The sequence below is a fragment of the Amycolatopsis sp. cmx-4-61 genome, assembly GCF_046548775.1.
GTDB lineage: Bacteria > Actinomycetota > Actinomycetes > Mycobacteriales > Pseudonocardiaceae > Amycolatopsis.
The window spans coordinates 813441-835855 of record NZ_JAEBEI010000002.1; the positions used below are offsets into that span (position 1 = coordinate 813441).

Sequence of the window (22415 nt, forward strand, 5' to 3'; positions counted from 1 at the left end):
AGGCATGGCTGATCGTGTTCTCCTCATCACCGGTGCCTCCCGCGGGATCGGCGCCGCGACCGCCCGCCTCGCCGCGGCCTCCGGCTTCCGGGTCGCCCTCGTCGCGCGCCGGGCCGAATCCGTCGCCCCGCTCGCCGCCGAACTCGGCGCGGAACGGGCGCTGGCCCTCGGGGCCGACGTCGGGGACTGGCCGGGCATCGCCGCCGCCGTCGACGAGACCGTGCAGCGGTTCGGACGGCTCGACGCCGCCTTCGCCAACGCCGGTATCGGGGTGGGGACGACGTTCTTCGGCGATGACGACGACCCCGACCCGCGGGCGTGGGAACCCATGGTCCGCACCAACGTCCTCGGCGCCGCCTACACCGCCCGTGCCGCCCTCCCCGCGCTCAGGGAGACCGCCGGGCACCTGCTGCTCACCGGCTCGGTCGCCGGCCGTTACATCCGCAACGCCAGCCTGTATTCGGTGACGAAGTGGGCCGTCACCGGGATGGCGGGGGCGATCCGGGAGGAGGCCGTCGGCACGGGGGTGCGCGTCACGCTGATCAACCCCGGCATCACCGACACCGACATCCTCAGCGAAGAGCAGCGCAAAAAGCCCCACCTGCAGGCCGACGACATCGCCCGCGCCGCGCTCTACGCCCTCTCGCAGCCCCCGTCGGTGGACGTCAACGAGATCATGGTCCGCCCCACGGGCCAGGTGCTCTAGCGGAGCCGGGCGACGCGGCCCTGCGCGCCGCTGGCCCAGCAGGCCGTTCCCGCGCAGTCGACGCTGTCGAAGCTGCCGGTGTCGAACGACGTCCAGTGCCGTCCGCCGTCGGGGCTGTAGTCGCTGCCGCCCGGGCCGACGGCCAGTACCGTCCCGCCGCGCCAGGCCACCCCGGAGCGGTATCCCGCCGGGTACTGCGCCGGGGTGCGCCAGGTCCGGCCGGCGTCACCGGTCAGCGCGACGGCCGGGCCGGGCGCCGCCGGGTTCGCGAAGTCGCCGCCGATCGCGACGCCGTGGCGCGGGTTCCGGAACGCGAGCGCGAACACGCCGGCGGACGGGCTGCTCGGCAACGGCGTGTCCGACGCCGTCCAGTGGCGGCCGCCGTCGCCGGAGTGCAGGACGCGGGCGGTGGCGCCGCCGCCGGTGGCGAGCCACGCGTCGAACGGCCCCGCCGTCGTGACGCACTGCCCGCTGGCCGCGAAGCCGGCTTCGCCCGGCAACGCGGGCGGGAAGCCGCTGTCCGGGACCGGCCGCCAGCTGCGGCCGCCGTCGTAGGTGGCTTGGACGCGGAACCTGCCGTCGACCGGGTCGCTCATCGCCAGGCCGCGCCAGGGGTCGAAGAACGCGAGGCAGTCGTAGAACGCCGCCGCGTCGGTGTTCCGGAACGTCTGCCGCCAGTGCGCGCCGCCGTCGTCGGTCCGGTAGACGCGGGAGTCGGTCCCCGGCCCGATCGACAGGACCACGGCGTGGTCGGCGTCGAAGGCCTCGACGTCGCGGAACTGGAGGGCCTCGGTGCCCGGCGGCCCGACGGACTTCCAGCTCGCCCCGCCGTCGGTGGTGCGCAGGACGGTGCCCTGCGTGCCGCTGACCCACACGACCCGCGCACTGACCGCGGACAGGCCCCGGAACTGGGCGGTGACGCCGGTCGGTTTCGGCTCCCACGCCGGCCGGTGCTCACCCGCCGACGCCGGGGCCGCGATCGAGACCAGCAGGGCGCACACGAACAGCACGACACGCATGCGGGAGATCCTGCCGCACCCGCCCGGCGACTTTCGTAGGGAACACCGGGCGGGCGCGCCGGACTAGAGCGAGCTGATCAGGCGCTCCACCCGCTCGTCGACCGAGCGGAACGGATCCTTGCACAGGACCGTGCGCTGGGCCTGGTCGTTGAGCTTCAGGTGCACCCAGTCGACCGTGAAGTCGCGCCCGGCGGCCTGGGCGGCGGCGATGAAGTCGCCGCGCAGCTTCGCCCGGGTCGTCTGGGGCGGGGTGTCCTTGGCGGCCTCGATCTCGCCGTCGTCGGTGACCCGGCGGACCAGGCCCTTGCGCTGGAGCAGGTCGAAGATGCCCCGGCCCCGGCGGATGTCGTGGTAGGCCAGGTCGAGCTGGGCGATGCGCGGGCTGGACAGGTCCAGGTCGTGCTTGTGCCGGTAGCGCTCGACCAGCCGGTGCTTGATCGCCCAGTCGATCTCGGTGTCGATCTTGCCGAAGTCCTGCTGTTCGACCGCGTCGAGGGCGCGGCCCCACAGCTCGACGACGCGCTCGTTCGCCGCCGTCGTGCCGTTGTCCTTGATGTGCTGGAGCGCGCGGGCGTGGTATTCGCGCTGGATGTCCAGTGCCGAGGCCTCGCGCCCGCCGGCCAGCCGCACCTGGCGGCGGCCGGTGAGGTCGTGGCTGATCTCGCGGATCGCCCGGATCGGGTTGTCGAGGGTGAAGTCGCGGAACTGGACGCCGGCCTCGATCATCTCGAGCACCAGGTTCGCCGAGCCGACCTTGAGCATGGTCGTCGGCTCGGCCATGTTCGAGTCGCCCACGATGACGTGCAGGCGCCGGTAGCGCTCGGCGTCGGCGTGCGGCTCGTCCCGGGTGTTGATGATGGGCCGGGACCGGGTCGTGGCGCTGGAGACACCCTCCCAGATGTGCTCCGCCCGCTGGGAGAGGCAGTACACCGCCCCGCGCGGGGTCTGCAGCACCTTGCCGGCTCCGCAGATGAGCTGCCGGGTGACCAGGAACGGGAGCAGCACGTCCGCGATCCGCGAGAACTCCCCCGCCCGGGTCACCAGGTAGTTCTCGTGGCAGCCGTAGGAGTTGCCCGCCGAGTCGGTGTTGTTCTTGAACAGGAAGATGTCACCGCCGATGCCCTCGTCGGCGAGCCGCCGTTCGGCGTCGACCAGCAGGTCCTCGAGGATCCGCTCCCCGGCCTTGTCGTGCGTGACGAGCTGGACCAGGTCGTCACACTCGGCCGTCGCGTACTCGGGGTGCGAGCCGACGTCGAGGTAGAGCCGCGAGCCGTTCGACAGGAACACGTTGGAGGAGCGTCCCCACGACACGACCCGCCTGAACAGGTACCGCGCCACCTCGTCGGGCGAGAGCCTGCGCTGTCCGTGGAAGGTGCACGTGACCCCGAACTCGGTCTCGATGCCAAAGATCCGCCGCTGCATTCCACCAGAGTAGGCGCTGCACCCCCGTCGACGGTGCGCCGTTCGGGCGTCGACACGCCCCCAGTACGCCACAGACGGTGAAATCTCGCCGAATCAGGCACGATTGGAGCACAGCTCTTGACGTGCGGAAGGCGGACTCCTTGTCACACCAGCTCATCCGGGCGTTCCGGCGGGTCGGCCGGACCGATCGCGCGCTGATGCGGCGCAGCGCCGCCCTGCCCGCCTCGAAAGCCGACGACGCGCTGATGGTGTTGTCCAGATCGGCGAACAAGTCCCGCCTGTGGTGGGGCGTCGCCGCGCTCCTGGCCGCGCGCCCGGGCGAGACGCGCCGGGCCGCGTTGCGCGGGGTCGTCGCGATCGCCGGGGCCAGCGCCGCGGCCAACGTCATCGGCAAGCCGCTCTTCCCGCGCCGCCGGCCGGCCGAGGAGGAGACGCCGGTGCGCCGCCGCCTGCGGAAACGGCCCACCTCCTCGTCGTTCCCCTCCGGGCACTCCGCGTCCGCGGCGGCCTTCGCGACGGCGGTCGCGATGGAGTCGCCGCGGGCCGGGCTCGCCGTGGCCCCGCTGGCCCTGGCGGTGGCCTACTCGCGGGTCCACACCGGCGTGCACTGGCCGTCCGACGTCGGGGTCGGGCTGGGCATCGGGGTCGGGGTCGGCCTGGCCACCCGGCACTGGTGGCCGCTGCACGACGACATCCCGGGCCGCGCCGTCCACGACGCGGACGCGCCCGAGATGGTCGACGGCGAAGACATGCTCGCGGTCGTCAACCCGAACTCCGGCGTGGCGGGCCAGGACCCGACCGACGACGTCAAGTTCGCCTGGCCCAAGGCCACGCTGCTCTACCCGGACCCCGAGCAGGGCCTCCGCGCCCAGATCGAAGCCGAGCTCGACGCCCGCGGCACGATCCGCGCGCTCGCCGTCGCGGGCGGGGACGGCACGGTGGCGGCGGTGGCCTCCGTCGCCGCCGAACGCGAACTGCCGCTCGCCCTGGTCCCGGCGGGGACGCTCAACCACTTCGCCCGCGACGTCGGCGTCAGCTCGATGCCCGACGCCGACGCGGCGACCGAGGTCGGCAACGCCGTCCGTGTCGACCTCGGCGAGGTCGAGATCGACGGGACAGGCGAACCGGCCCACCGCTGGTTCGTCAACACCGCCAGCCTCGGCGGCTACCCGGAGATGGTCCGGCTGCGCGAGAAGCTGCAGGAAAGGCACCCGAAGTGGCCTTCGGCGGCCATCGCGCTGGCCAGGACGCTGCGGCACGCCCGGCCGCTGAACGTGCGGCTCAACGGCAAGAAGACCCAGGTCTGGCTGCTGTTCGTCGGCAACGGCACCTACGCACCCAAGGGCTTCGCCCCGAGCCGCCGTCCCGCGCTCGACACCGGCCTGCTCGACATCCGCTACCTGCGCGCCGACCTGCCCTACTCCCGCGCCCGGTTCCTGCTGGCGATGATCACCCGGAGCCTCGCGGCCAGTCACGTCTACCAGGAGCTCGACCTGCCCGAACTGGACGTCGAACTGCTCGACGGCAACCGGCGCGTCGCCACCGACGGCGAGGTCGGCCCGCTCGGCAACCGGTTCCGCTTCCGGTCGCGCCCCAGCGCCCTGACGCTCTACCGGCCTTGAGGTTGCTTTACCTTCTCTCAACGAACCCACAGGCGCTTCCCGCTAGCTTCGCGACCGAGTTGCGGGCACTCCTGCCCGCGGCCAGGGGACGAGCGGGGATTCGATGGACGGGCACGGCCTGGCTAGCGTCATCCACCGGGCCGCGAGCGACCCGGTGCTGCCCGGTGACGTGACCGCCCGCGCCCGCGACCTCGGCCCGCTCGAATCACCGCTCATCTGGCTCGGCTTCGCCTCGGCCGCCGTCGCGGTGCTGGCCGTGGTGGTGGCGCTCTGGTACCGCCGCCGCGTCCGGCGCTGGGGGTTCACCGCCTTCGGCGTGCTCCTGCTGCTGGCGTCGGTCACGGCGCTCAACAGCTACGTCGGGTACGTCCGCACCTCCGACGACCTGGCCCGGCTCCTCCAGCGCGGCCCCGGCGTGGTCAACCTCGCCGGCCGCCTGCTGGACGACGGCAAGGAGGCCCCCGAGCCCTCGTCGGGCTCGGCGGGCTCGTCGCCGGATTCGTCGTCGGATTCGTCGGCCACGCCGCGGCCCGGTGCGGGCAAGGCGGCCGCGGGGCAGCGGATCGACGTCGTCAACCTCGCCGACCCCGCCCACGGGATCCCGACGGGCAGCAACTACGTCGTCCTCCCGCCCGGCTACGACAGCGACCCCACCCACCGCTACCCGGTCGTCTACCTCATCCACGGCTACCCGTTCGGCGGCCCGCGCGACTGGCTCACCTCCGGCGACGCCCCCGGTTCGCTCCTGGCGCTGCAGCAGGCCAACGTCATCGCGCCGATGATCGTGGTGAGCGTCGACATGACCGCGGGCAACCCCAGCACCGACTGGGAGTGCCTGAACGTCCCGGGCGGCCCGCAGCTGGAGAGCTACCTCGCCGAGACGGTCGTCCCGGCCATCGACCAGCGGTACCGCACCATCGCCGACCGCACCCACCGGGCGCTGGGCGGCATGTCCGGCGGCGGGTTCGGCGCGCTGAACATCGGCCTCCACCACGTCGACGAGTTCGCCACCCTGGTGATCGCCCTGCCCTACGACGACCTGAACGACTCGATCGGCATCCTCGACGGCAACCGGGCGGCCATCGCCGCCAACACACCCCGCCGCTACCTGCCGACGATGAAGTTCTCCGCGCCGATCTCGGTGATGCTGGCGGTCGGCACCGGAGCACCGACCGACGTGACCACGGCCCACCGGATCGCGGACGCGCTGCACGCCCGGGGCCAGGAGGCGGTGGTGCACGCCGAGCGCGGGTTCAACCACACTTGGCACACCGCCCGGGCGACGCTGCCGTATCTGCTGGCGTTCGCCGATCAGACCTTCCGGGCTCCGCCTGCGGCATCATGAGCGGGTGGATCTCGAGGTTGCCTACGGGAGTGGGCCGGCGGAGCGCACGCGGCTGATCCGGACCCCGCACGGCCGGTTGGAGTACCTGCGTACCCAGGAGCTGCTGCGCCGGTTCCTGCCCGCCCGCGCCCGGGTCCTGGATGTCGGCGGTGGGACCGGGGTGCACGCCGGGTGGCTGGCCGCGGACGGGCACGACGTCCATCTGGTCGACGTAGTCGCGGACCACGTTTCGCAGGCGGCGACGTTGCCGGGGGTGACCGCCGAGGTCGGGGACGCTCGGCGTCTCGGCGTCCCGGACGGTGCGTTCGACGTGGTGTTGCTGCTCGGGCCGCTTTACCACCTGGTCGACGGCGCCGATCGGGCGCGGGCGCTCTCCGAGGCGCGTCGGGCGCTGCGGCCGGGTGGGGTGCTCGCGGCGGCGGGGATCAGCCGTTATCTGTCGCTGCTGGAGACCGGTGCCGGGGGGACGCTCACCGCTTCGCGGGTCGCTCCGGTCCGGGAGGTCATCTCGACCGGTGCCTATGACGGGCATGCCGGGTTCGTCGCCACGCACTGGCACACCGCCGGGGAACTGCGGGAGGAAGTCGGTGCCGCGGGGTTTTCGCAGGTCGAGGTGTTCGGGGTCGAGGGGCCGGCTTGGCCTGCTCTTGATGCCGCCGGGCTGGGGCGGTTCGGTGACCTTGTCGATTCCGCTCTGCGGGCCGCGCGGATCGTGGAACGGGATCCTCGGGTTGTCGAGACCAGTGCTCATCTGCTGGCTGTTGCGCGGCGAGCGGGGTAGCTCTGGTGGGGGTAGCTCTGCCGGGGTCTGCCCTGCCGCGGTCAGCCCTGCCGGGGTCTCCCCGCCGGCCCGAACGCCGGATTGTTCAACGGCCGACAGGCTGTGTCAAGGCGGGAAAGCGTGCCTTGACACAGCCTGTCGGCCGCTGATGCGGCTGCGTATCGGGTCGGCAGGGGGGTGTGGTCGGAGGCCCTTCGGGCCTTGATGTGCTCACGTCGGCTTTCGGCTCACCGATGCCCGCACTCTTGTTTGGCGGTGCGCAGGGGCTCCCGGGCTGCGACGCCGCGATCGCTCGCCGTTCTGCTGCGGCCCGAATCGCCGAAGCGGGGCGCGCCTCTCGGCTGCGCCCCGCTTCGGTTGTGCTCTTACTCTGCTTCCAGCTTGCTCTCCGGCTCCTCGCCCTGGGGGTCCGGGACCGGCAGGAGCGTGTCCAGCGCTGTTCCGGTCAGCCTGCGGAATGCGCGGCGGGGGCGGTCGCGGTCCAGGACCGCCACCTCCAGCTTGATCGGGTCCGCCTCGCCGTTTCCGTTCGCCGCGGCTCCCGCCGACGATGACGAGGCCGAGCCGGACGCAGAGCCCGCGGAGGTCGCCGGGGCCGGCTGGCTCGGGGTTCGCAACGCCGCCACCGCCACGCCCAGGGCCGCCTGGAGGTCCAGGCCGTCCTCGAACGTCTCCTTCAGCTTGGCCGAGATCTTGTCCGTCTGGCCGCCCATCACCACGTACTGGGGCTCGTCGAAGATCGAACCGTCGTACGTCAAGCGGTACAGCTGGTCCTCCGCCGAGCTCGCGGCGACCTCCGCCACGCAGATCTCCACCTCGAACGGCTTCAACTGCTCGGTGAAGATGCTGCCCAGCGTCGCCGCGTACGCGTTCGCCAGTGCCCGGGCGCTCACGTCACGCCGGTCGTACTGGTAGCCCTTCAGGTCCGCGTGGCGGATGCCCGCCACGCGCAGGTTCTCGAACTCGCTGTAGCGCCCGACCGCGGCGAAGCCGATGCGGTCGTAGATCTCGGAGACCTTGTGCAGGGTCGCCGACGGGTTCTCCGCCACGAACAGCACGCCGCCCGCGTACTTCAGCACCACCACGCTCCGGCCGCGCGCGATGCCCTTGCGCGCCAGCTCGGAACGCTCCCGCATCAGCTGCTCGGGAGAGGCATACAACGGCATCGTCACGGTGTGCGCTCCAGGTCTTTCGGTGTTCCAACGTTCACTGGTCCGGCTCCGGTCAGGACAGCCGGCGCTGCTGGCGCTCGATGCGGCCGGCCACCACCGCTTCGGCCACGGCCGCCGTCTCCGACTCCGACAGCTGGACGGCGCCCTTCTCCGCGGTGATCGTCACGACGCTCGGGAAGATCCGGCGCACCAGGTCCGGGCCGCCCGACGCCGTGTCGTCGTCCGCCGCGTCGTACAGGGCCTCCACCGCCACCCGCACCGCGCCTTCGACGTCGGCGTCCGGGTCGTGCAGCTTCTTCAGCGCCGACTTCGCGAACAGCGAACCCGAGCCGATGCCCGCGTAGCCGCCGTTCTCCTCGTAGCGCCCGCCCGCGGCGTCGTACGACACGATGCGGCCGGCGTGCTTGGCGTCCTCGGCCTCCAGGTCGTACCCGACGAACAACGGGATCGCGGCCAGCCCGGCCATCGCCATCTCGAGGTTCGCCTTGACCATCCCGGCCAGCTTGTTCGTCTTGCCGTCCAGCGACAGCGAAACGCCTTCGATCTTCTCGTAGTGCGCCAGCTCGACCGCGTACAGCCGCACCATCTCCACGGCCAGCCCCGCCGTGCCCGCGATGCCGACCGCCGAATACTCGTCGGTGACGTGCACCTTCTCGATGTCGCGGCTGGCGATCAGGTTCCCCGACGTCGCCCGCCGGTCACCCGCGATCAGCACGCCGCCGGCGAAGGTGCACGCGACGATCGTCGTCCCGTGCGGCACGCCCAGCTCGGCCGCACCGCCCGACACCCGCCGCTCCGGAAGCAGCTCCGGCGCCTGCACCCGCAAGAAGTCCGAAAACGACGACGTCGCCGACGAGAAGTACGGGGCCGGCAGCGCGGGACCCGAGATGCCCCTGGTGTTGTCCATACGTGCTCAAAAATCCCATCTGTGCGGGCCGGACGCCCCGCGCGCGAGAAACGCCACGCGGAGCCCCGGCCGCCGGCTGAACGGTCGGCGGGGGCGGCAGTGCCCCCGAGCGGCTATTCGCCGCCCTTCTGCACGTAGGCCCGGACGAAGTCCTCGGCGTTCTCTTCGAGCACGTCGTCGATCTCGTCGAGGATCGTGTCCACGTCCTCGCCGAGCTTCTCGCGCCGCTCCTGACCCGCCGCGCCGGTGTCTTCGAACTCCTCGTCGGAGTCACCACCGCCGTGCTTTTCGATCTTTTCCTGGGCCATCTCGCCTCCCGGTGTGGCTGATGTTTCCTAGCCTACCCAGCGGCCCCGACATTCGGGGCAACGCCGCGATCGGTGTGCCAACCGCCTAGTCCGAACCGGTGAGCGCCTCCACCAGCTCTTCAGCCGTCGCCGCGTTGTCCAGCAACTTGCCGACGTGCGCCTTCGTGCCCCGCAGCGGCTCCAGGGTCGGGATCCGCACCAGCGACTCCTTGCCAACGTCGAAGATGACCGAGTCCCACGAAGCCGCCGCGATCGAGGTCGCGTACTTCTCCAGCGCCCGGCCGCGGAAGTAGGCGCGCGTGTCCGACGGCGGCGTCGTCACCGCGGCCAGCACCTCCTCCTCCGTGACCAGCCGCTTCATCGACCCGCGCGTCACCAGCCGGTTGTACAGGCCCTTCGCCAGCCGCACGTCCGAGTACTGCAGGTCGACCAGGCGCAGCCGCGGCGCGCCCCAGGCCAGCTGGTCGCGCTGCCGATAACCCTCCAGCAGCCGCAGCTTGGCCGGCCAGTCCAGCCGGTCCGCGCACTCCTGCGGGTCGCGCGCCAGCGCGTCCAGCACCTCGCCCCAGACCCGCAGGACCTCCTTCGAGGCCTGGTCGGCGTCCGTGCGCTCCAGGTTCTGCGAAGCGATCTCGTGGTAGGCGAACTGCAGGTCCAGCCCGGTGTACTTCTTGCCGTTGGCCAGCGCCACCTGCTTCTTCAGCGTCGGGTCGTGGCTGATCTGGTGGACGGCCTTGACCGGCTCGTCCAGCTTCAGGTCGTCGAACCGGATGCCGGACTCGATCAGGTCCAGCACCAGCGCCGTCGTCCCGACCTTCAGGTACGTCGAGTACTCCGACATGTTCGCGTCGCCGATGATGACGTGCAGCCGCCGATACTTGTCCGCGTCCGCGTGCGGCTCGTCGCGCGTGTTGATGATCCCGCGCTTGAGCGTGGTCTCCAGGCCGACCTCGACCTCGATGTAGTCCGCACGCTGGGAGAGCTGGAACCCGGCCTCTTCGCTCTGCTGGCCGATCCCGACCCGGCCGGAGCCGGTCACGACCTGCCGCGACACGAAGAACGGCGTCAGGCCCGCGATCACCGCGGTGAACGGCGTCGACCGCGCCATCAGGTAGTTCTCGTGCGTGCCGTAGCTCGCGCCCTTGCCGTCGACGTTGTTCTTGTACAGCTGCAGCTGCGGCTGGCCGGGCACGGAGGCGGCCTTCATCGCCGCCTCCTCCATCACCCGCTCGCCGGCCTTGTCCCAGATGACCGCGTCGCGCGCGTTCGTCACCTCGGGCGCCGAGTACTCCGGGTGCGCGTGGTCGACGTACAGCCGGGCCCCGTTGGTCAGGATGACGTTCGCCGCGCCCAGGTCCTCGACGTCCGGGTCGTGCCCCGGTCCGCCCGGGCCGGTCAGGTCGAACCCGCGCGCGTCCCGCAGCGGGCTCTCCACCTCGTAGTCCCACCGCGCCCGCCGGGCGCGCGGGATGTCGGCCGCCGCCGCGTACGCCAGCACGACCTGGGTGGAGGTGAGTACCGGGTTCGCCGTCGCGTCGCCCGGCACGGAGATGCCGTACTCGACTTCGGTTCCCATGATCCGCCGCATGTCACCACCCTACGGGGTCGTCCTAGTGGAACGATGCACCCATGCCAGGCAGTGACGAACTCGTTGCCCTCTATGACCAGGCCGGAGCCGTGGTCGGCACGGCCACCCGGGCGCGGGTCCGCGCCGAGGCGCTGTGGCACGCCGCCGGCGTCGTCCTGGTCCGTTCGGGTGACGGGGAAGCCGTTTACGTGCACCTCCGCACCCCCGGCAAGGACGTGTTCCCCTCGACCTGGGACTGCTGGGCGGGCGGCGTGGTCGCCGCCGGCGAGACCCCGGCCGAGTGCGCCCGCCGCGAACTCGCCGAAGAACTCGGCGTCCAGGGGGTGGAACCCGTGCCGCTGTTCACCAAGGTCTACGACGACGGCCGCAACCGCTGCCACAACTTCGCCTTCGAGGTCCGCTGGGACGGCCCCATCCGCCACCAGGCCGAGGAGATCGTCGAAGGCCGCTGGATCCGCCTCGACGAGCTCCGCGCCTGGGTCGACGACCCGGCCCCGGAGCTGCCCTTCATCCCCGACGGCCGCGAAGGCGTCCAGGAGTGGTTCCGCCGTTACGGCTGAGCGGCGAGCTTCGCCGTCATCGCCGGCAGCAAGCGCTTCGCCGCGTTGACCGCCCTGGCCTCCGTGCTCGCCGAGACCGTCAGCTCGGACACGAGCCTTCCCTTGGCCAGCAGGACCGTGCAGGTCTTGCCGTCGCACCGGGCCTGCTGCACCTCGACGCCGGGCTGGACCGGGACGCTCACCGTCTTGCCCGCGCACTCGTTTTCCGCGACGGCCCGGGCGGCCGATCGGTCCGGGAACACCACGACGCGGTGGCTCAGCACCGATCCGGTGGAGTAGCGCCAGGTCGCGGTCCGGCTGCCCGCCGACGGCCCGTCCGCCAGGCACCCCGAAGCCGCGGCCGAGCCCGGCTGGACGCCTTCTCCGGCGACGTCGGCGTCGGACAGCAGCGCCTGCTCCGCGAGCCGGCCCGCATCGGGCACGACCGGAGACGGCGTGACCGGAGCCGCCTTCGCGGGGCTCACCGGGGCGCCCGGAGTGGGCGAGGGAGGCGGCGCCGTCGAAGTGGCGGGGACCGGATCGTCGTAGTACGTCTCGAGGTTGTCCGGGTCGGGCCCTTCGCAGCCCGTGAGGCCGACCAACGCGACCGCGGCCAACGCGATCGCCTGCCGATGACGCACCTGCTCCGGCCTCCTGTCGTCCGTGGCGTGCCTGCGAAGGGTAGTGCAGCCCCTCAGTCCCACTCCAACGAGGACCGGTGTCGCCAGTACGCCCCGGGCTCTTCGGCGAGCGCGGACAGCGCGTCACGTTCGGCCGCGGTCAGCTCCAGGGCCGTGGCCCGCAGGTTCGTCTCGAGCTGCGCCGGGCTCGCCGGGCCGATGACCGCCCGGTCCACCCAGCCGTTCGCCAGCACCGCGGCCACCGCGACCGCGTCCGGCCCGGTCCCGCGGGCGGCCGCGATCTCCCGCACGGCGGGCGGGGCCTCGACGACCAGCCTGCCGTTGGCCAGGGTTTCCTTGACCAGCACCCGGTTCCCGGCCGCGTGCGCCGCCGCCAGGGCCCGGCCCGCCGACGGCTCCAGCAGGTTCCACGTCGACTGCACCGCGGAAAACACCGGCTGCCCGGCCACTTCCAGCGCGAACGCCCGCTCGACCGCGTCCGCCTGGGCCGGCCCGGACGTCGAAAAGCCCACCGCCACCCCGTTCGCGGAGAGCTCCGCCAGCGCTTCGAGCAACGGCTCGTCGGTGAACAGCGGACTGTCCACAGTGAGCGAATGGACCTGGTAGAGGTGCACCCGGTCCCCCAGCAGCGCCAGGGTTTCCGCCCACTGCGCGGCGAACCGCGCCGCCGAGTGCTCCTTGACCTCGTGCACCTCGGCGTCGAGCCGCCACTGCCCGACGTAGGCGTAGCCCCACTTGCTGGAGATCTCCACGTCCAGGTGGCCGCGGTCGGCGAGCCACCCGGCCAGGAACTCCTCGGAGCGCCCGTACGACCGGGCGACGTCGACGTGCCGGACGCCCGCGGCGTACGCGTCGTCGAGCACCGCGAACGTCGCCGCGCGCATCGAAGCGACGTCCCGCACCGGCGGCAGCGCCCCGTCGCGGCCCAGGTTGATGTACGCGGGACGGCCCAGCGCCGCCAGGCCGAGCGCGATGCGGTCCACGCGCGCGCTCACGCCGTCTGCTTGTGCCGCAGGATGGCCAGCCACTGCCCCGCCGTCTGCGCCTGGCGGTGCAGCTTCTCGAGGCGCGCGGCGGGGGCCCGGACGTAGCCCTTGCCGAAGACGGGGGCGATCTGCCGGAGGCTCGCACCGCCTTCACGGGCCGCGAGCAGCAGCCAGTCCGAGGCGTCGGCGCAGGCCGCGGACGCGCGGCGGAGTTCGCCCAGCATGTCGATCAGCTCCGGGGCACTCACCTCCCCCGCCTCGACGGCGGCGGCCGTCGTCTCCAGCCAGGCCAGGACGTCGGCTTCGGTGATGGGGGCACGGGGCCGGGTTTCTTCGCTCACGCCGGCGAGTATAGGTCGTTATACGCTCGGTTCGGCACAGCACACGCCGGGGCGGTTATGCTGATCCCGAAGCCCATGACTGCGCACACCGAACCCGAAGCCGACGTCGAGCCGCTGCTCGACGTGTTCAAGGCGCTCGCGAATCCGGTGCGGCTGCAGGTGCTGCGGTGGCTGCGGGAGCCGGTGCGGCACTTCCCCGTCGACCGGGCCATCGCCGATCCCGTCGAAGTGGGCGTGTGCGTGACGCACATCCAGGAGAAGACGGGGCTGGCGCAGTCGACGGTCTCGGCGTACATGGCCGAACTGCAGCGCGCCGGCCTGGTGCGGGCGACGCGCGTCGGCAAGTGGACGCACTACAAGCGGGACGAAGCCCGGATCGCCGGGCTTGTCGACCTGCTCGGCCGCACCCTCTGATCCACTCCCCTCTCCCCCGCGGCCCCCGCTTGCCTGTCATATCGAAGATCTGCGATACTTCGATTTATGGGTATGATCGAGAACATGCGGCTCGGCCGCTACGGGATTTGGACGTTCGACTTCGAGGACCAGCCGGCCGGCCTGATCCGGGATTCGGTGCAGGAGCTGGAAGAACTCGGCTGGCCGGCGATCTGGATCCCGGAGAGCGAAGGCCGGGAGGCCCTGACCCACGCCGGCTTCCTGCTCTCGGCCACCGAACGCCTCACCGTCGTCAACGGCATCGCCCAGATCTGGTCGCGCGAGGCGCAGTGGACCCGCGGCGGGGCCCTCCTGCTGGCCGATGCCTACCCGGACCGCCACCTGCTGGGCCTCGGCTTCGGCGCCGGCAAGCCCGGCGTGAAGCCGCTGCGGGCGATGAACGACTACCTCGACGCCCTGGACACCGACGCGAAGGTCAACCCCGCGCCGCGCGCTCCGATGCGGCGGATCCTCGCCGCCTACGGCCCGAAGATGCTGGAGCTGGCCCGCGACCGGTCCGCGGGTGCGCACACCTACCACGTGACCCCGGAACACACGGCGCAGGCGCGGGAAATCCTCGGCGCCGAACCGTTCCTCGGCGTCGAGCACGCCGTGCTCTTCGAGACCGAGCCGGCCCGGGCCCGGGAGATCGCCCGCGCCCACCTGCACCCGTACCTCACCTCTCCGTACAACATCGCCAAGTTCCGGCGGCTGGGCTACCCGGAGGCGGACCTCGACGGCGGGCGCGGCAGCGACCGCCTCGTCGACGACCTCGTGTTCTGGGGCGACCTCGACACGATCACCGCGAAGCTGCGCGGACACCTCGACGCGGGCGCCGACCACGTCGGCGTCCAGGTGATCGGGGTCGAGCCGGGGACGTCGGCCATGCCGCACTGGCGCCGGCTGACCGAAGCGCTGCTACCCGCGTAGGCCGAACCGCGCGGTGCAGTGCCACACGCGCTTGAGCACCTGGGGGTCGTGCCGGCCGGCGCGGACGGCGTCACCGATGATGCGCGCGTCGAGCCACCCGTCCTCGGCGATGGCTTCGCCGGCCCGCACGGCCTCCGCACCGCGGTAGTCCGCGTGCTCGGCGAGCTTGGCCACCGGGAGCCGGAACCCGTGGTGCCAGTACGTCGGGCACCGGAACTCCGCGGCCGCCGCCTCGACGTCGGTGCCCCGGAAGGACGGGTCCAGCACCAGGGCGGCGACGTCGTCGGGCAGCCGGAGCGGGCCGTGGACGTGGGCCTCGATGTAGTCGTCGAGCTCGTCGGGCGCGTCCGCTTCGACGAGGGGGATCAGCGGCATGTGCGCCCGCGTGCCGAAGTGCGCCGGGTCGCGGAAGCTGTCCGGGTAGCAGAACGTCGTGCGCTCCAGCACGTGCCGTTCGAGCCGGAAGTGCGCCGAACCGAACCGCACGGAGCCGCCGGCGGGACGGCGGCGGTAGTCGAGCGAGCCGTACTTCGGGCGCTCGGACGGCGGCAGCCCGTCGTAGACGCCGCCGAACATCCGGTGTTCCCAGTGCCACCGGGCGCCGCCGGGGTGCGCGGTCAGGCCGCCGTTGCCGGTGCCGGTCTCGAACTGCGAGCGGTAGACGCCGTCGGTCAGCCAGTGCCGCAGGAGCGGCACGGCGCCCACCAGCCGGTCCGGGTGGAAGTGGACCGTGACCTCCAGGTCCTCCGGCAGCGGTGGTCCGGTCGCCCGGCCGGCGACGTGTTCGACCGCGGTCCGCCATTCGTGCCCCATGGGATAGGTCGTTATACACAACACGGCGTCGGAAAACCACTGGCTTCGCGGGCGGTTCCCCGGTTTGACTGCGGCCATGCAACGGGCGGAGTTCGGGGTCACGGTGCGGTTCGCGCTGCTGGCCGTCGTGTGGGGTGCGAGTTTCCTGTTCATCAAGGTGGGGCTGACCGGGCTGTCCCCCGCCCAGGTCGCGCTCGCCCGGGTCGCGCTGGGCGCGCTGGCGCTGGCCGTCGTCCTCGTCGCGCGCCGGCGGCCGCTGCCCCGTGATCCCGGGCTGTGGGGGCACCTCGCGGTCGTGTCGGTGCTGTTGTGCGTGGTGCCGTTCCTGCTGTTCTCGTGGGCGGAGCAGTACATCTCGTCCGGGTTGGCGAGCATCTTCAACGCGACGACGCCGCTGGTCACGATGCTGCTGGCGGCCGTCGCGCTGCCCGAGGAGCGGTTCACGCCGCCGCGGGTGCTCGGGCTGCTGCTGGGGTTCGCCGGCGTGCTCACGATCGTCGGGGTGTGGCACGGCGTCGACGTGACCCACCAGCTGACGGCCCAGCTCGCCTGCCTCGGCGCGACCGCCTGCTACGGCGCCTGCTTCGTCTACATGCGCCGGTTCCTCTCACCCCGTGGGACGGACCCGGTGGTCGTCGCGTTCGGGCAGACGGCGTCCGCAACGGTCATCCTGGGGCTGCTGGCGCCGGCGATCGCGGCGACGCCGGTGCACCTGAACCTGCCGGTGGTGGCGAGCATGGTGGCGCTCGGCGTGTTCGGCACGGGTTTGGCCTACGTGTGGAACGTCCGCATCATCGCGGCCTGGGGCGCCGCCAACGCCTCCGCGGTGACGTACCTGACGCCGGTGGTCGGCGTGCTGCTCGGCGTGCTGGTGCTGGGTGAGCCGGTGAGCTGGAACCAGCCGGCCGGGGCGCTGCTCGTCGTGCTGGGCATCCTCGCCGCGCGCGGGAAGTTGCGCCTGCGCCGCTCAACTCCGGCCGACGCCGACCTGGTCCGCCGCTAGACACGGCGATGGGGCGGCTGGATCACCAGCCGCCCCATCGCGCGTTCGATCCCTACAGGTACTGACCGGTGTTCGTGGCGGTGTCGATCGCCCGCCCCGAGTCCTGGTTCTTGCCGGTGACGAGCGTGCGGATGTAGACGATCCGCTCCCCCTTCTTGCCGGAGATCCGGGCCCAGTCGTCCGGGTTGGTGGTGTTGGGCAGGTCCTCGTTCTCCGCGAACTCGTCGACGATCGCGTCGAGCAGGTGCTGGACGCGCAGACCCGGCTGCTTCGTCTCGAGCACCGACTTGATCGCCGACTTCTTCGCCCGGTCCACGATGTTCTGGATCATCGCGCCCGAGTTGAAGTCGCGGAAGTACAGGACTTCCTTGTCCCCGTTGGCGTAGGTCACCTCGAGGAACCGGTTCTCGTCGCTCTCCTCGTACATCCGCTCGACGGTGTGCTGGATCATCGCGTCGAACGTCGCCTTCGGGTCCCCGCCGAACTCGGCGAGGTCGTCGGCGTGGATCGGCAGGCCTTCGGCCAGGTACTTGGAGAAGATGTCCTTCGCGCCTTCGGCGTCCGGACGCTCGATCTTGATCTTGACGTCGAGCCGGCCCGGCCGCAGGATCGCCGGGTCGATCATGTCCTCGCGGTTGGAGGCGCCGATGACGATGACGTTCTCCAGGCCTTCGACACCGTCGATCTCCGACAGCAGCTGCGGCACGATCGTCGTCTCGACGTCGGACGAAACGCCCGACCCACGGGTCCGGAAGATCGAGTCCATCTCGTCGAAGAACACGATCACCGGGGTGCCCTCGGAGGCCTTCTCGCGCGCCCGCTGGAAGATCAGGCGGATGTGCCGCTCGGTCTCCCCGACGAACTTGTTGAGCAGCTCGGGACCCTTGATGTTCAGGAAGTAGGACTTCCCGTCCGCGTTGTCGCCCCGCGCCGCCGCCACCTTCTTGGCCAGCGAGTTCGCCACCGCCTTGGCGATGAGCGTCTTGCCGCAGCCCGGCGGGCCGTACAGCAGGACGCCCTTCGGCGGCCGCAGCTGGTACTCCTGGTACAGGTCGGCGTGCAGGAACGGCAGCTCGACCGCGTCCCTGATCTGCTCGATCTGCCGGGTGAGGCCACCAATGTCCTCGTAGCGGACGTCGGGCACCTCCTCCAGCACCAGGTCCTCGACCTCCGCCTTCGGCACGCGCTCGTACGCGTAGCCGGCCTTGGAGTCGACCAGGAGCGAGTCGCCCGGCTTGAGCGGCTGCTCGGCCAGCAGGTCGGAGAGCAGGACCACCCGCTCCTCGTCCGCGTGCCCGACCACCAGGGCGCGGGGGCTGCCGCCCTCGACGTCCGGTGCGAGCACTTCGCGCAGCGCGCACACCTCACCGGTGCGTTCGAAACCGCCGCCTTCGACCACGGTGAGCGCCTCGTTGAGCCGCAGCGCCTGGCCGCGGCGCAGCGACGAGATCTCCACCGCGGGCGAAACCGACACCCGCATCTTCCGGCCGGCCGTGAAGACGTCCACCGTGTTGTCCTCGTACGCCTCGACGAAGACGCCGTACCCGGACGGTGGCTGGGCCAGCCGGTCGACCTCTTCGCGGAGAGCGAGGAGCTGTCCTCGCGCTTCGCGCAGCGTTTCGACCAGTTTGGTGTTGCGTTCGGTGAGCTGGCTCACCCTTTCCGAGGCCTCGGCGAGCCGCTGTTCGAGAACGCGGTTCTGCCGTGGCGAGTCCGTCAGTTTGCGGCGCAGCAGCGCCACTTCTTCCTCGAGAAAACGGATCTGCCGAGCCTGCTCGTCCGCCGTCGTCCCAGCTCCGGATGTTGCTGAAGGGTCGGCCTCCTCGCGCCGACCTCCGGGAAGGTCATGATGCATCGGGCACCTCCTCGGAGTGCTTTTCATTCCACGGTACCGGCGATCACCGACAAGAAAAGGCCTTTCCGGATCACAAGATCGGCGCGTCGCGGTTTGCCGACCGTCCCCAGCACGGACATTCCCGCAGCGCAAGCGGCCATTTCGGTGCCGTGGCGCCGGTGTGTCGCGGGTCCGGACAGGCCGGGAACAAGCAAGCACGCCGGGAGTACCCCGCCCCCCGGAGCGCCAACCCAGGCGCGGAACCCGGGCGATTCCGGCCAGTTCCGCCCTAACCGCGCGGCGGCCGGGCCCGGTGGCTAGCATCGGGCGACGCTGTGCCGGGCCCGACGGCCGGGCGCTACCGAAGGAACGCTAGGGGGCACCAGTCATGACCTACCCGCCGCAGCAACCGGGCGGCTACGGGCAGCAGCCCGGCGGTTACGGGCAGCAGCAGCCCGGGCCGTACGGCCAGCAGCCCGGCGGCCACCCCCAGAGCGGTTCCCAGCCCCAGCCCGGCTACGGCGGCGGCACCCAGCAGTTCGGGCAGCCCGGACCCTACGACGGAACCCAGCAGTACGGCCAGCCCGGCCCGTACGACGGGACCCAGCAGTACGGCCAGCCCGGCGGGTACGACCAGTCCGGCCAGGGCGGTTACGCGCCGCAGACGGGCCCTCAGCCCCAGCAGTACGGCCAGCCGGACCAGTGGGGTCAGCCGCCGCAGGCCTTCGGCGGTCACGACCCCTACGGCGGTGGCGGCTTCGGTGAAGCACCGCCGCCGCGGAAGAAGAAGACCGGCCTGATCGTCGGCATCGCGGTGGCCGCGGTGGTGCTCGTCGGCGGGGGTGTGACCGCCTTCGTCCTCGCCAACCGCGACGACGAGCCGACCGCCGCCCCGCCCGCGAGCAGCAGCTCGGCGGCGCCGACGTCCGCACCGAAGTCCTCCTCGCCCAAGCCGAAGACGACCTCGCCGACCGGCCCGACGTCGAAGAGCAAGCCGGCGGGCGGCCCGGCCCCCGGCGGCAAGGCGAGCTCCCAGGAGCTGTTCGACTCGACCATCTCCGCCTACAACGCGGGCGACGAGAAGGCGCTGGGCGACGTCATCTGCCGCAGCGTCTACGAGGGCACGACGGGCCAGATCCCGAAGGTCACGGTGAAGCTGACCGGCACGCCGGAGGAGACCGGCGACAAGGCCACCGTCCGCTACTCCGCCACCGACGGCAGCAAGACCAAGGTCGGCACGATGTCGGCGCAGAAGGAATCCGGGCTCTGGTGCCTGTCCAACGTTCGGGCGGACGGCTCGTGAGCGCCCGGCGGCGGTGAACCGCCCGTACGTCGCCGGGCTGGTCCTCGCCGGCGCGGCCGGGGCCGGCGTGGTGCTCGGGCTGCTGCTGGTGGCCCCGTCCGGTGCCCCGCCCGCCGCGTCCGCCACGCCGGCGCCGCCGCGGCCCAGCCCGCCGTCGTCCGCCGCGTCGGACGAGGCCGACACCGCGGCGGTGGCGGTGCTCGCCCGGGCGATCGTCGACGCGATCGCCCGCCACGACTCCGCGGCGTTCGGGAAGCTCACCTGCCGCCCGCAGACCGCCGAGGCGCTCGCCGGGCTCCAGCGCACGTGGGACGCGGCCGGCCCGGTCACGGCCCGGCTGACGGCGCCCCCCGAGCTGCGCGGCGAGTCGGCGACGGCGAAGGTGCACGTCGAAGCGGCGGGCGGGGTCAAGGACACGCCCTTCCCGCTGCACAAGGAGAACGGCCGCTGGTGCGTGCCGGGCTAGGCGGGCCGGCGGCTCAGCCCTTGCCCTTGCTCGGCCGGCGCGACACGCGCGGGGACACGGTGCCGTCCGCCAGCCGCCGCGCGGTAAGCAGGAACGCCGTGTGCGCCACCATCCGGTGGTCCGGGCGGACCGCCAGGCCCACCACGTGCCACGGCCGCATCAGCGTCTCCCACGACTCGGGCTCGGTCCAGCACTGCTGCTCGCGCAGGGACTCCGTGACGCGCGACAGCTGCGTGACCGTCGCGACGTAGACCGTCAGCACCCCGCCGGGCACCAGGTGCGCGGCCACGTTCGGCAGCTGGTCCCACGGCGCCAGCATGTCCAGCACGACGCGGTCGACCTCGCCCTCGTGCGTCGCCAGGTCGGCCACCGTGAGCGACCAGTTGGCCGGCTTCTCGCCGAAGAACTTCACCACGTTGCGCTCGGCGTGTTCGGCGTGGTCGTCGCGGATTTCGTAGGAGTGCACCCGCCCGGCCGGGCCGACCGCGCGCAGCAGCGAGCACGTCAGCGCGCCGGAGCCGGCACCCGCCTCGAGCACGCGCGCGCCCGGGAAGATGTCGCCCCACATCACGATCTGCGCGGCGTCCTTCGGGTAGATGACCTGCGCGCCGCGGGGCATGGAGAGGACGTAGTCCGGCAGCAGCGGGCGCAGCGCGAGGTAGGTCGACCCGCCCGCGGACGTCACCACCGAGCCCTCGGGACGGCCGATCAGGTCGTCGTGGGCCAGCGCGCCGCGGTGGGTGTGGTACTCACCACCGGCGGCCAGCGTCAGGGTGTAGTGCCGCCCCTTCGAGTCGGTCAACTGCACCCGATCACCCGCGCGAAACGGTCCGCTGACCGACAACACTTCCTCCTGCTGTAACCCGTTTGGCCGACGTCGAATCTTCGCAGGCGGCGCGGGCGCGGGGCTCAGCGGGTGCGGCGGTTCAGCGCGGCCCGCAGGTCCTCCCGGCGCAGCACGCCCGCGGGACGGCCCTCGTCGTCGACCACGAGGAACTGCCACGCGGCGGTTTCGCGGACCCGCTCGACGACGTCCTCCCCCGGCTCCGACGCCAGGAGGACGGTTTCGGCCCGGATCGGCTCGGCCGCCAGCTCCGCCGGCGCGTGCGGCGAGGTGCTCGCGAGCCGCTCCGCCGCGCCTTCGTCCAGCAGCCCCGCGGCCACGCCGTCGGCGCGGACCAGGACCACGCCGCGCCCGGCCGATGCGGCCAGCGCGTCCGACACCGGGCTCTCGGCGGGCAGCTGCAGCACCGGCCGGACCAGCTCGCCGAGGACCAGGCCCTCCGGCCACGTGCGGCGCGCTTCGGCGGCCAGTTCCGAGCGCGCGCCGAGGATCACGAACCACGCCGTCACGACGCAGACACCCAGCCGCAGCCAGCGGTCCGGGCTCGCGGTCGCCAGGCCCCACAGCGCCCAGACGAGCAGCCCGGCGGCCACGACCGCACCGCCGGCGACCGCGGCGCGCGTCCCCTTGGCGCGGATGCCGGTGACCGCCCAGACGCCGGCGCGGACCAGCCGCCCACCGTCCAGCGGCAACCCGGGGAGCAGGTTGAACACGCCGACGGCGAGGTTGGCCACGGCGCACTCGCCGATCAGGAGCCAGACCGCGCCGTCCGCGGGCACGGCGAACATCAGCAGGCCGCAGAACCCGCCGAGCAGCAGGGAGACCGCGGGGCCGGCCGCGGCGACCAGGCCTTCGTCACCGGGGCGCCGCGGCGTACGGGCCACTTCGGACAGGCCGCCGAGCAGGAACAGGCGCAGCCGCCGCACGGGGATCCCCAGCCGCAGGGCGACCAGGCAGTGCCCGAGTTCGTGGGCGAGCACGGAGAGCCCCAGCAGCAGCGCGAACGCGCCCGCGAGCAGCCACGACGTCGCCGTCGACGCGTCCGGGAGCAGCCGCCCGACCAGCGGCGCGTAGAGCACGACGACGACCAGCGAGCCGACCCACCAGGAGGGCGCGAGCAGCACCGGCACCCCGGCGACCCGGAACAGCACGAGACCGCCGTCCGAGACGACGGCCTGCCGGGAACCCCCGGTGCCCTGTTCACTGGTCGCGGCCATGCGGAGAGCCTAGAGCCCCGCGTGTGGGTCCCGGGTGATCCGCCCCCACCGGTGTCGCCCACCGGTGTCGCCCCGTTACCTTCTTCGTAGTTCCTGATCAAGGAGCTGTGGTCACCAGGCCCGGCATGACTCAGGCCCCCAGTCGCTCGCATGATCCGGGGGGTGGTGTCACCGGGTCTGGTGGCATCGAGGGACC

General features: G+C 72.3%; 23 protein-coding genes. 10 read left to right on the forward strand and 13 right to left on the reverse strand.

Going from position 1 to position 22415, the window contains the following annotated elements; translation table 11 throughout:
• The first annotated feature begins 4 nt into the window (after window positions 1-4).
• The gene (locus ACLJOU_RS12250; RefSeq protein ID WP_410566615.1) at window positions 5-706 is read left to right on the forward strand and encodes an SDR family oxidoreductase; all 702 of its coding nucleotides are present in this window, start codon (window positions 5-7) and stop codon (window positions 704-706) included.
• Here the strand turns inward: ACLJOU_RS12250 and ACLJOU_RS12255 are convergent.
• Both ACLJOU_RS12255 and pafA read right to left on the reverse strand, forming a co-directional pair.
• On the reverse strand, window positions 703-1725 hold the full coding sequence (locus ACLJOU_RS12255; RefSeq protein WP_410566617.1) for a WD40/YVTN/BNR-like repeat-containing protein: 1023 nt from the start codon (window positions 1723-1725) through the stop codon (window positions 703-705). The genes ACLJOU_RS12250 and ACLJOU_RS12255 overlap by 4 nt on opposite strands.
• Window positions 1726-1788: 63 nt before the next feature.
• Window positions 1789-3147: a Pup--protein ligase gene (gene pafA / locus ACLJOU_RS12260; RefSeq protein ID WP_091311474.1), complete on the reverse strand. Its 1359-nt coding sequence runs from the start codon at window positions 3145-3147 to the stop codon at window positions 1789-1791.
• Window positions 3148-3344: 197 nt separating this feature from the next.
• On the opposite strand from pafA, the gene ACLJOU_RS12265 reads away from it, so the two are divergent.
• The 3 genes from ACLJOU_RS12265 (at window position 3345) to ACLJOU_RS12275 (ending at window position 6895) form a co-directional block, all read left to right on the forward strand.
• Window positions 3345-4769: a bifunctional phosphatase PAP2/diacylglycerol kinase family protein gene (locus tag ACLJOU_RS12265; RefSeq protein WP_410566718.1), complete on the forward strand. Its 1425-nt coding sequence runs from the start codon at window positions 3345-3347 to the stop codon at window positions 4767-4769.
• A gap of 103 nt (window positions 4770-4872) precedes the next feature.
• Window positions 4873-6114, forward strand: coding sequence for an alpha/beta hydrolase (locus ACLJOU_RS12270; protein ID WP_410566620.1), 1242 nt, complete (start codon window positions 4873-4875; stop codon window positions 6112-6114).
• Between the two features lie 4 nt (window positions 6115-6118).
• Entirely contained in the window at window positions 6119-6895 is a 777-nt protein-coding gene (locus tag ACLJOU_RS12275) for a class I SAM-dependent methyltransferase (RefSeq protein WP_410566622.1), read from the forward strand.
• 365 nt (window positions 6896-7260) lie between these two features.
• Here ACLJOU_RS12275 and prcA read toward each other — a convergent pair whose 3' ends face one another.
• The 4 genes from prcA to dop all read right to left on the reverse strand — a co-directional run bounded on the left by prcA (window position 7261) and on the right by dop (window position 10870).
• Window positions 7261-8067: a proteasome subunit alpha gene (gene prcA, locus ACLJOU_RS12280; RefSeq protein WP_410566624.1), complete on the reverse strand. Its 807-nt coding sequence runs from the start codon at window positions 8065-8067 to the stop codon at window positions 7261-7263.
• Between the two features lie 52 nt (window positions 8068-8119).
• Window positions 8120-8974: a proteasome subunit beta gene (gene prcB, locus ACLJOU_RS12285; protein WP_410566626.1), complete on the reverse strand. Its 855-nt coding sequence runs from the start codon at window positions 8972-8974 to the stop codon at window positions 8120-8122.
• 113 nt (window positions 8975-9087) lie between these two features.
• On the reverse strand, window positions 9088-9282 hold the full coding sequence (locus ACLJOU_RS12290) for a ubiquitin-like protein Pup (RefSeq protein ID WP_003075646.1): 195 nt from the start codon (window positions 9280-9282) through the stop codon (window positions 9088-9090).
• An 85-nt stretch (window positions 9283-9367) separates the two neighbouring features.
• A complete protein-coding gene (gene dop, locus ACLJOU_RS12295; protein WP_410566628.1) occupies window positions 9368-10870 on the reverse strand; it encodes a depupylase/deamidase Dop in 1503 nt (500 codons plus the stop codon).
• Window positions 10871-10911: 41 nt separating this feature from the next.
• Between dop and ACLJOU_RS12300 the strand changes: the two genes are divergently transcribed.
• Window positions 10912-11430, forward strand: coding sequence for an NUDIX hydrolase (locus ACLJOU_RS12300; protein WP_410566630.1), 519 nt, complete (start codon window positions 10912-10914; stop codon window positions 11428-11430).
• Here ACLJOU_RS12300 and ACLJOU_RS12305 read toward each other — a convergent pair.
• Genes ACLJOU_RS12305 through ACLJOU_RS12315 form a run of 3 tightly spaced genes read right to left on the reverse strand, consistent with a single transcriptional unit; the run spans window position 11421 to window position 13377 of the window.
• Complete coding sequence (locus tag ACLJOU_RS12305) at window positions 11421-12050, reverse strand: hypothetical protein (protein WP_410566632.1); 630 nt, start codon at window positions 12048-12050, stop codon at window positions 11421-11423. The two genes, ACLJOU_RS12300 and ACLJOU_RS12305, sit on opposite strands and share 10 nt — an antisense overlap.
• 53 nt (window positions 12051-12103) lie before the next feature.
• Window positions 12104-13045, reverse strand: a complete 942-nt coding sequence (locus ACLJOU_RS12310) for an aldo/keto reductase (RefSeq protein ID WP_410566634.1) — start codon at window positions 13043-13045, stop codon at window positions 12104-12106.
• Window positions 13042-13377 carry a hypothetical protein gene (locus ACLJOU_RS12315; RefSeq protein WP_410566636.1) on the reverse strand — a complete coding sequence of 112 codons (336 nt, stop codon included), beginning with the start codon at window positions 13375-13377 and terminating at the stop codon, window positions 13042-13044. Before ACLJOU_RS12315 ends, ACLJOU_RS12310 begins: the two co-directional genes overlap by 4 nt.
• Window positions 13378-13452: 75 nt before the next feature.
• Here ACLJOU_RS12315 and ACLJOU_RS12320 point away from each other — a divergent pair, with 75 nt between their 5' ends.
• The gene (locus ACLJOU_RS12320; RefSeq protein WP_410566638.1) at window positions 13453-13791 is read left to right on the forward strand and encodes an ArsR/SmtB family transcription factor; all 339 of its coding nucleotides are present in this window, start codon (window positions 13453-13455) and stop codon (window positions 13789-13791) included.
• A 66-nt stretch (window positions 13792-13857) separates the two neighbouring features.
• The gene (locus tag ACLJOU_RS12325; RefSeq protein WP_410566640.1) at window positions 13858-14739 is read left to right on the forward strand and encodes a TIGR03620 family F420-dependent LLM class oxidoreductase; all 882 of its coding nucleotides are present in this window, start codon (window positions 13858-13860) and stop codon (window positions 14737-14739) included.
• On the opposite strand, the gene ACLJOU_RS12330 is transcribed toward ACLJOU_RS12325, so the two are convergent.
• Window positions 14728-15552 carry a DUF3626 domain-containing protein gene (locus ACLJOU_RS12330; RefSeq protein WP_410566641.1) on the reverse strand — a complete coding sequence of 275 codons (825 nt, stop codon included), beginning with the start codon at window positions 15550-15552 and terminating at the stop codon, window positions 14728-14730. The genes ACLJOU_RS12325 and ACLJOU_RS12330 overlap by 12 nt on opposite strands.
• A gap of 76 nt (window positions 15553-15628) precedes the next feature.
• Between ACLJOU_RS12330 and ACLJOU_RS12335 the strand changes: the two genes are divergently transcribed.
• On the forward strand, window positions 15629-16555 hold the full coding sequence (locus ACLJOU_RS12335) for a DMT family transporter (RefSeq protein WP_410566643.1): 927 nt from the start codon (window positions 15629-15631) through the stop codon (window positions 16553-16555).
• A gap of 52 nt (window positions 16556-16607) precedes the next feature.
• Here ACLJOU_RS12335 and arc read toward each other — a convergent pair whose 3' ends face one another.
• Window positions 16608-18410 carry a proteasome ATPase gene (arc, locus tag ACLJOU_RS12340; protein ID WP_410566645.1) on the reverse strand — a complete coding sequence of 601 codons (1803 nt, stop codon included), beginning with the start codon at window positions 18408-18410 and terminating at the stop codon, window positions 16608-16610.
• Window positions 18411-18777: 367 nt separating this feature from the next.
• On the opposite strand from arc, the gene ACLJOU_RS12345 reads away from it, so the two are divergent.
• Together ACLJOU_RS12345 and ACLJOU_RS12350 are read left to right on the forward strand one after the other, a co-directional pair.
• Window positions 18778-19692: a hypothetical protein gene (locus ACLJOU_RS12345; RefSeq protein WP_410566647.1), complete on the forward strand. Its 915-nt coding sequence runs from the start codon at window positions 18778-18780 to the stop codon at window positions 19690-19692.
• A 13-nt stretch (window positions 19693-19705) separates the two neighbouring features.
• Window positions 19706-20158 (forward strand): hypothetical protein, encoded by a 453-nt coding sequence (locus ACLJOU_RS12350; protein ID WP_410566649.1) that lies wholly within the window; start codon window positions 19706-19708, stop codon window positions 20156-20158.
• 13 nt (window positions 20159-20171) lie between these two features.
• Here the strand turns inward: ACLJOU_RS12350 and ACLJOU_RS12355 are convergent, their stop codons facing one another.
• Both ACLJOU_RS12355 and ACLJOU_RS12360 read right to left on the reverse strand, forming a co-directional pair.
• Window positions 20172-21002, reverse strand: a complete 831-nt coding sequence (locus tag ACLJOU_RS12355; protein ID WP_410566651.1) for a tRNA (adenine-N1)-methyltransferase — start codon at window positions 21000-21002, stop codon at window positions 20172-20174.
• Window positions 21003-21067: 65 nt separating this feature from the next.
• Entirely contained in the window at window positions 21068-22219 is a 1152-nt protein-coding gene (locus ACLJOU_RS12360; RefSeq protein ID WP_410566653.1) for a site-2 protease family protein, read from the reverse strand.
• Between the last annotated feature and the right edge of the window lie 196 nt (window positions 22220-22415).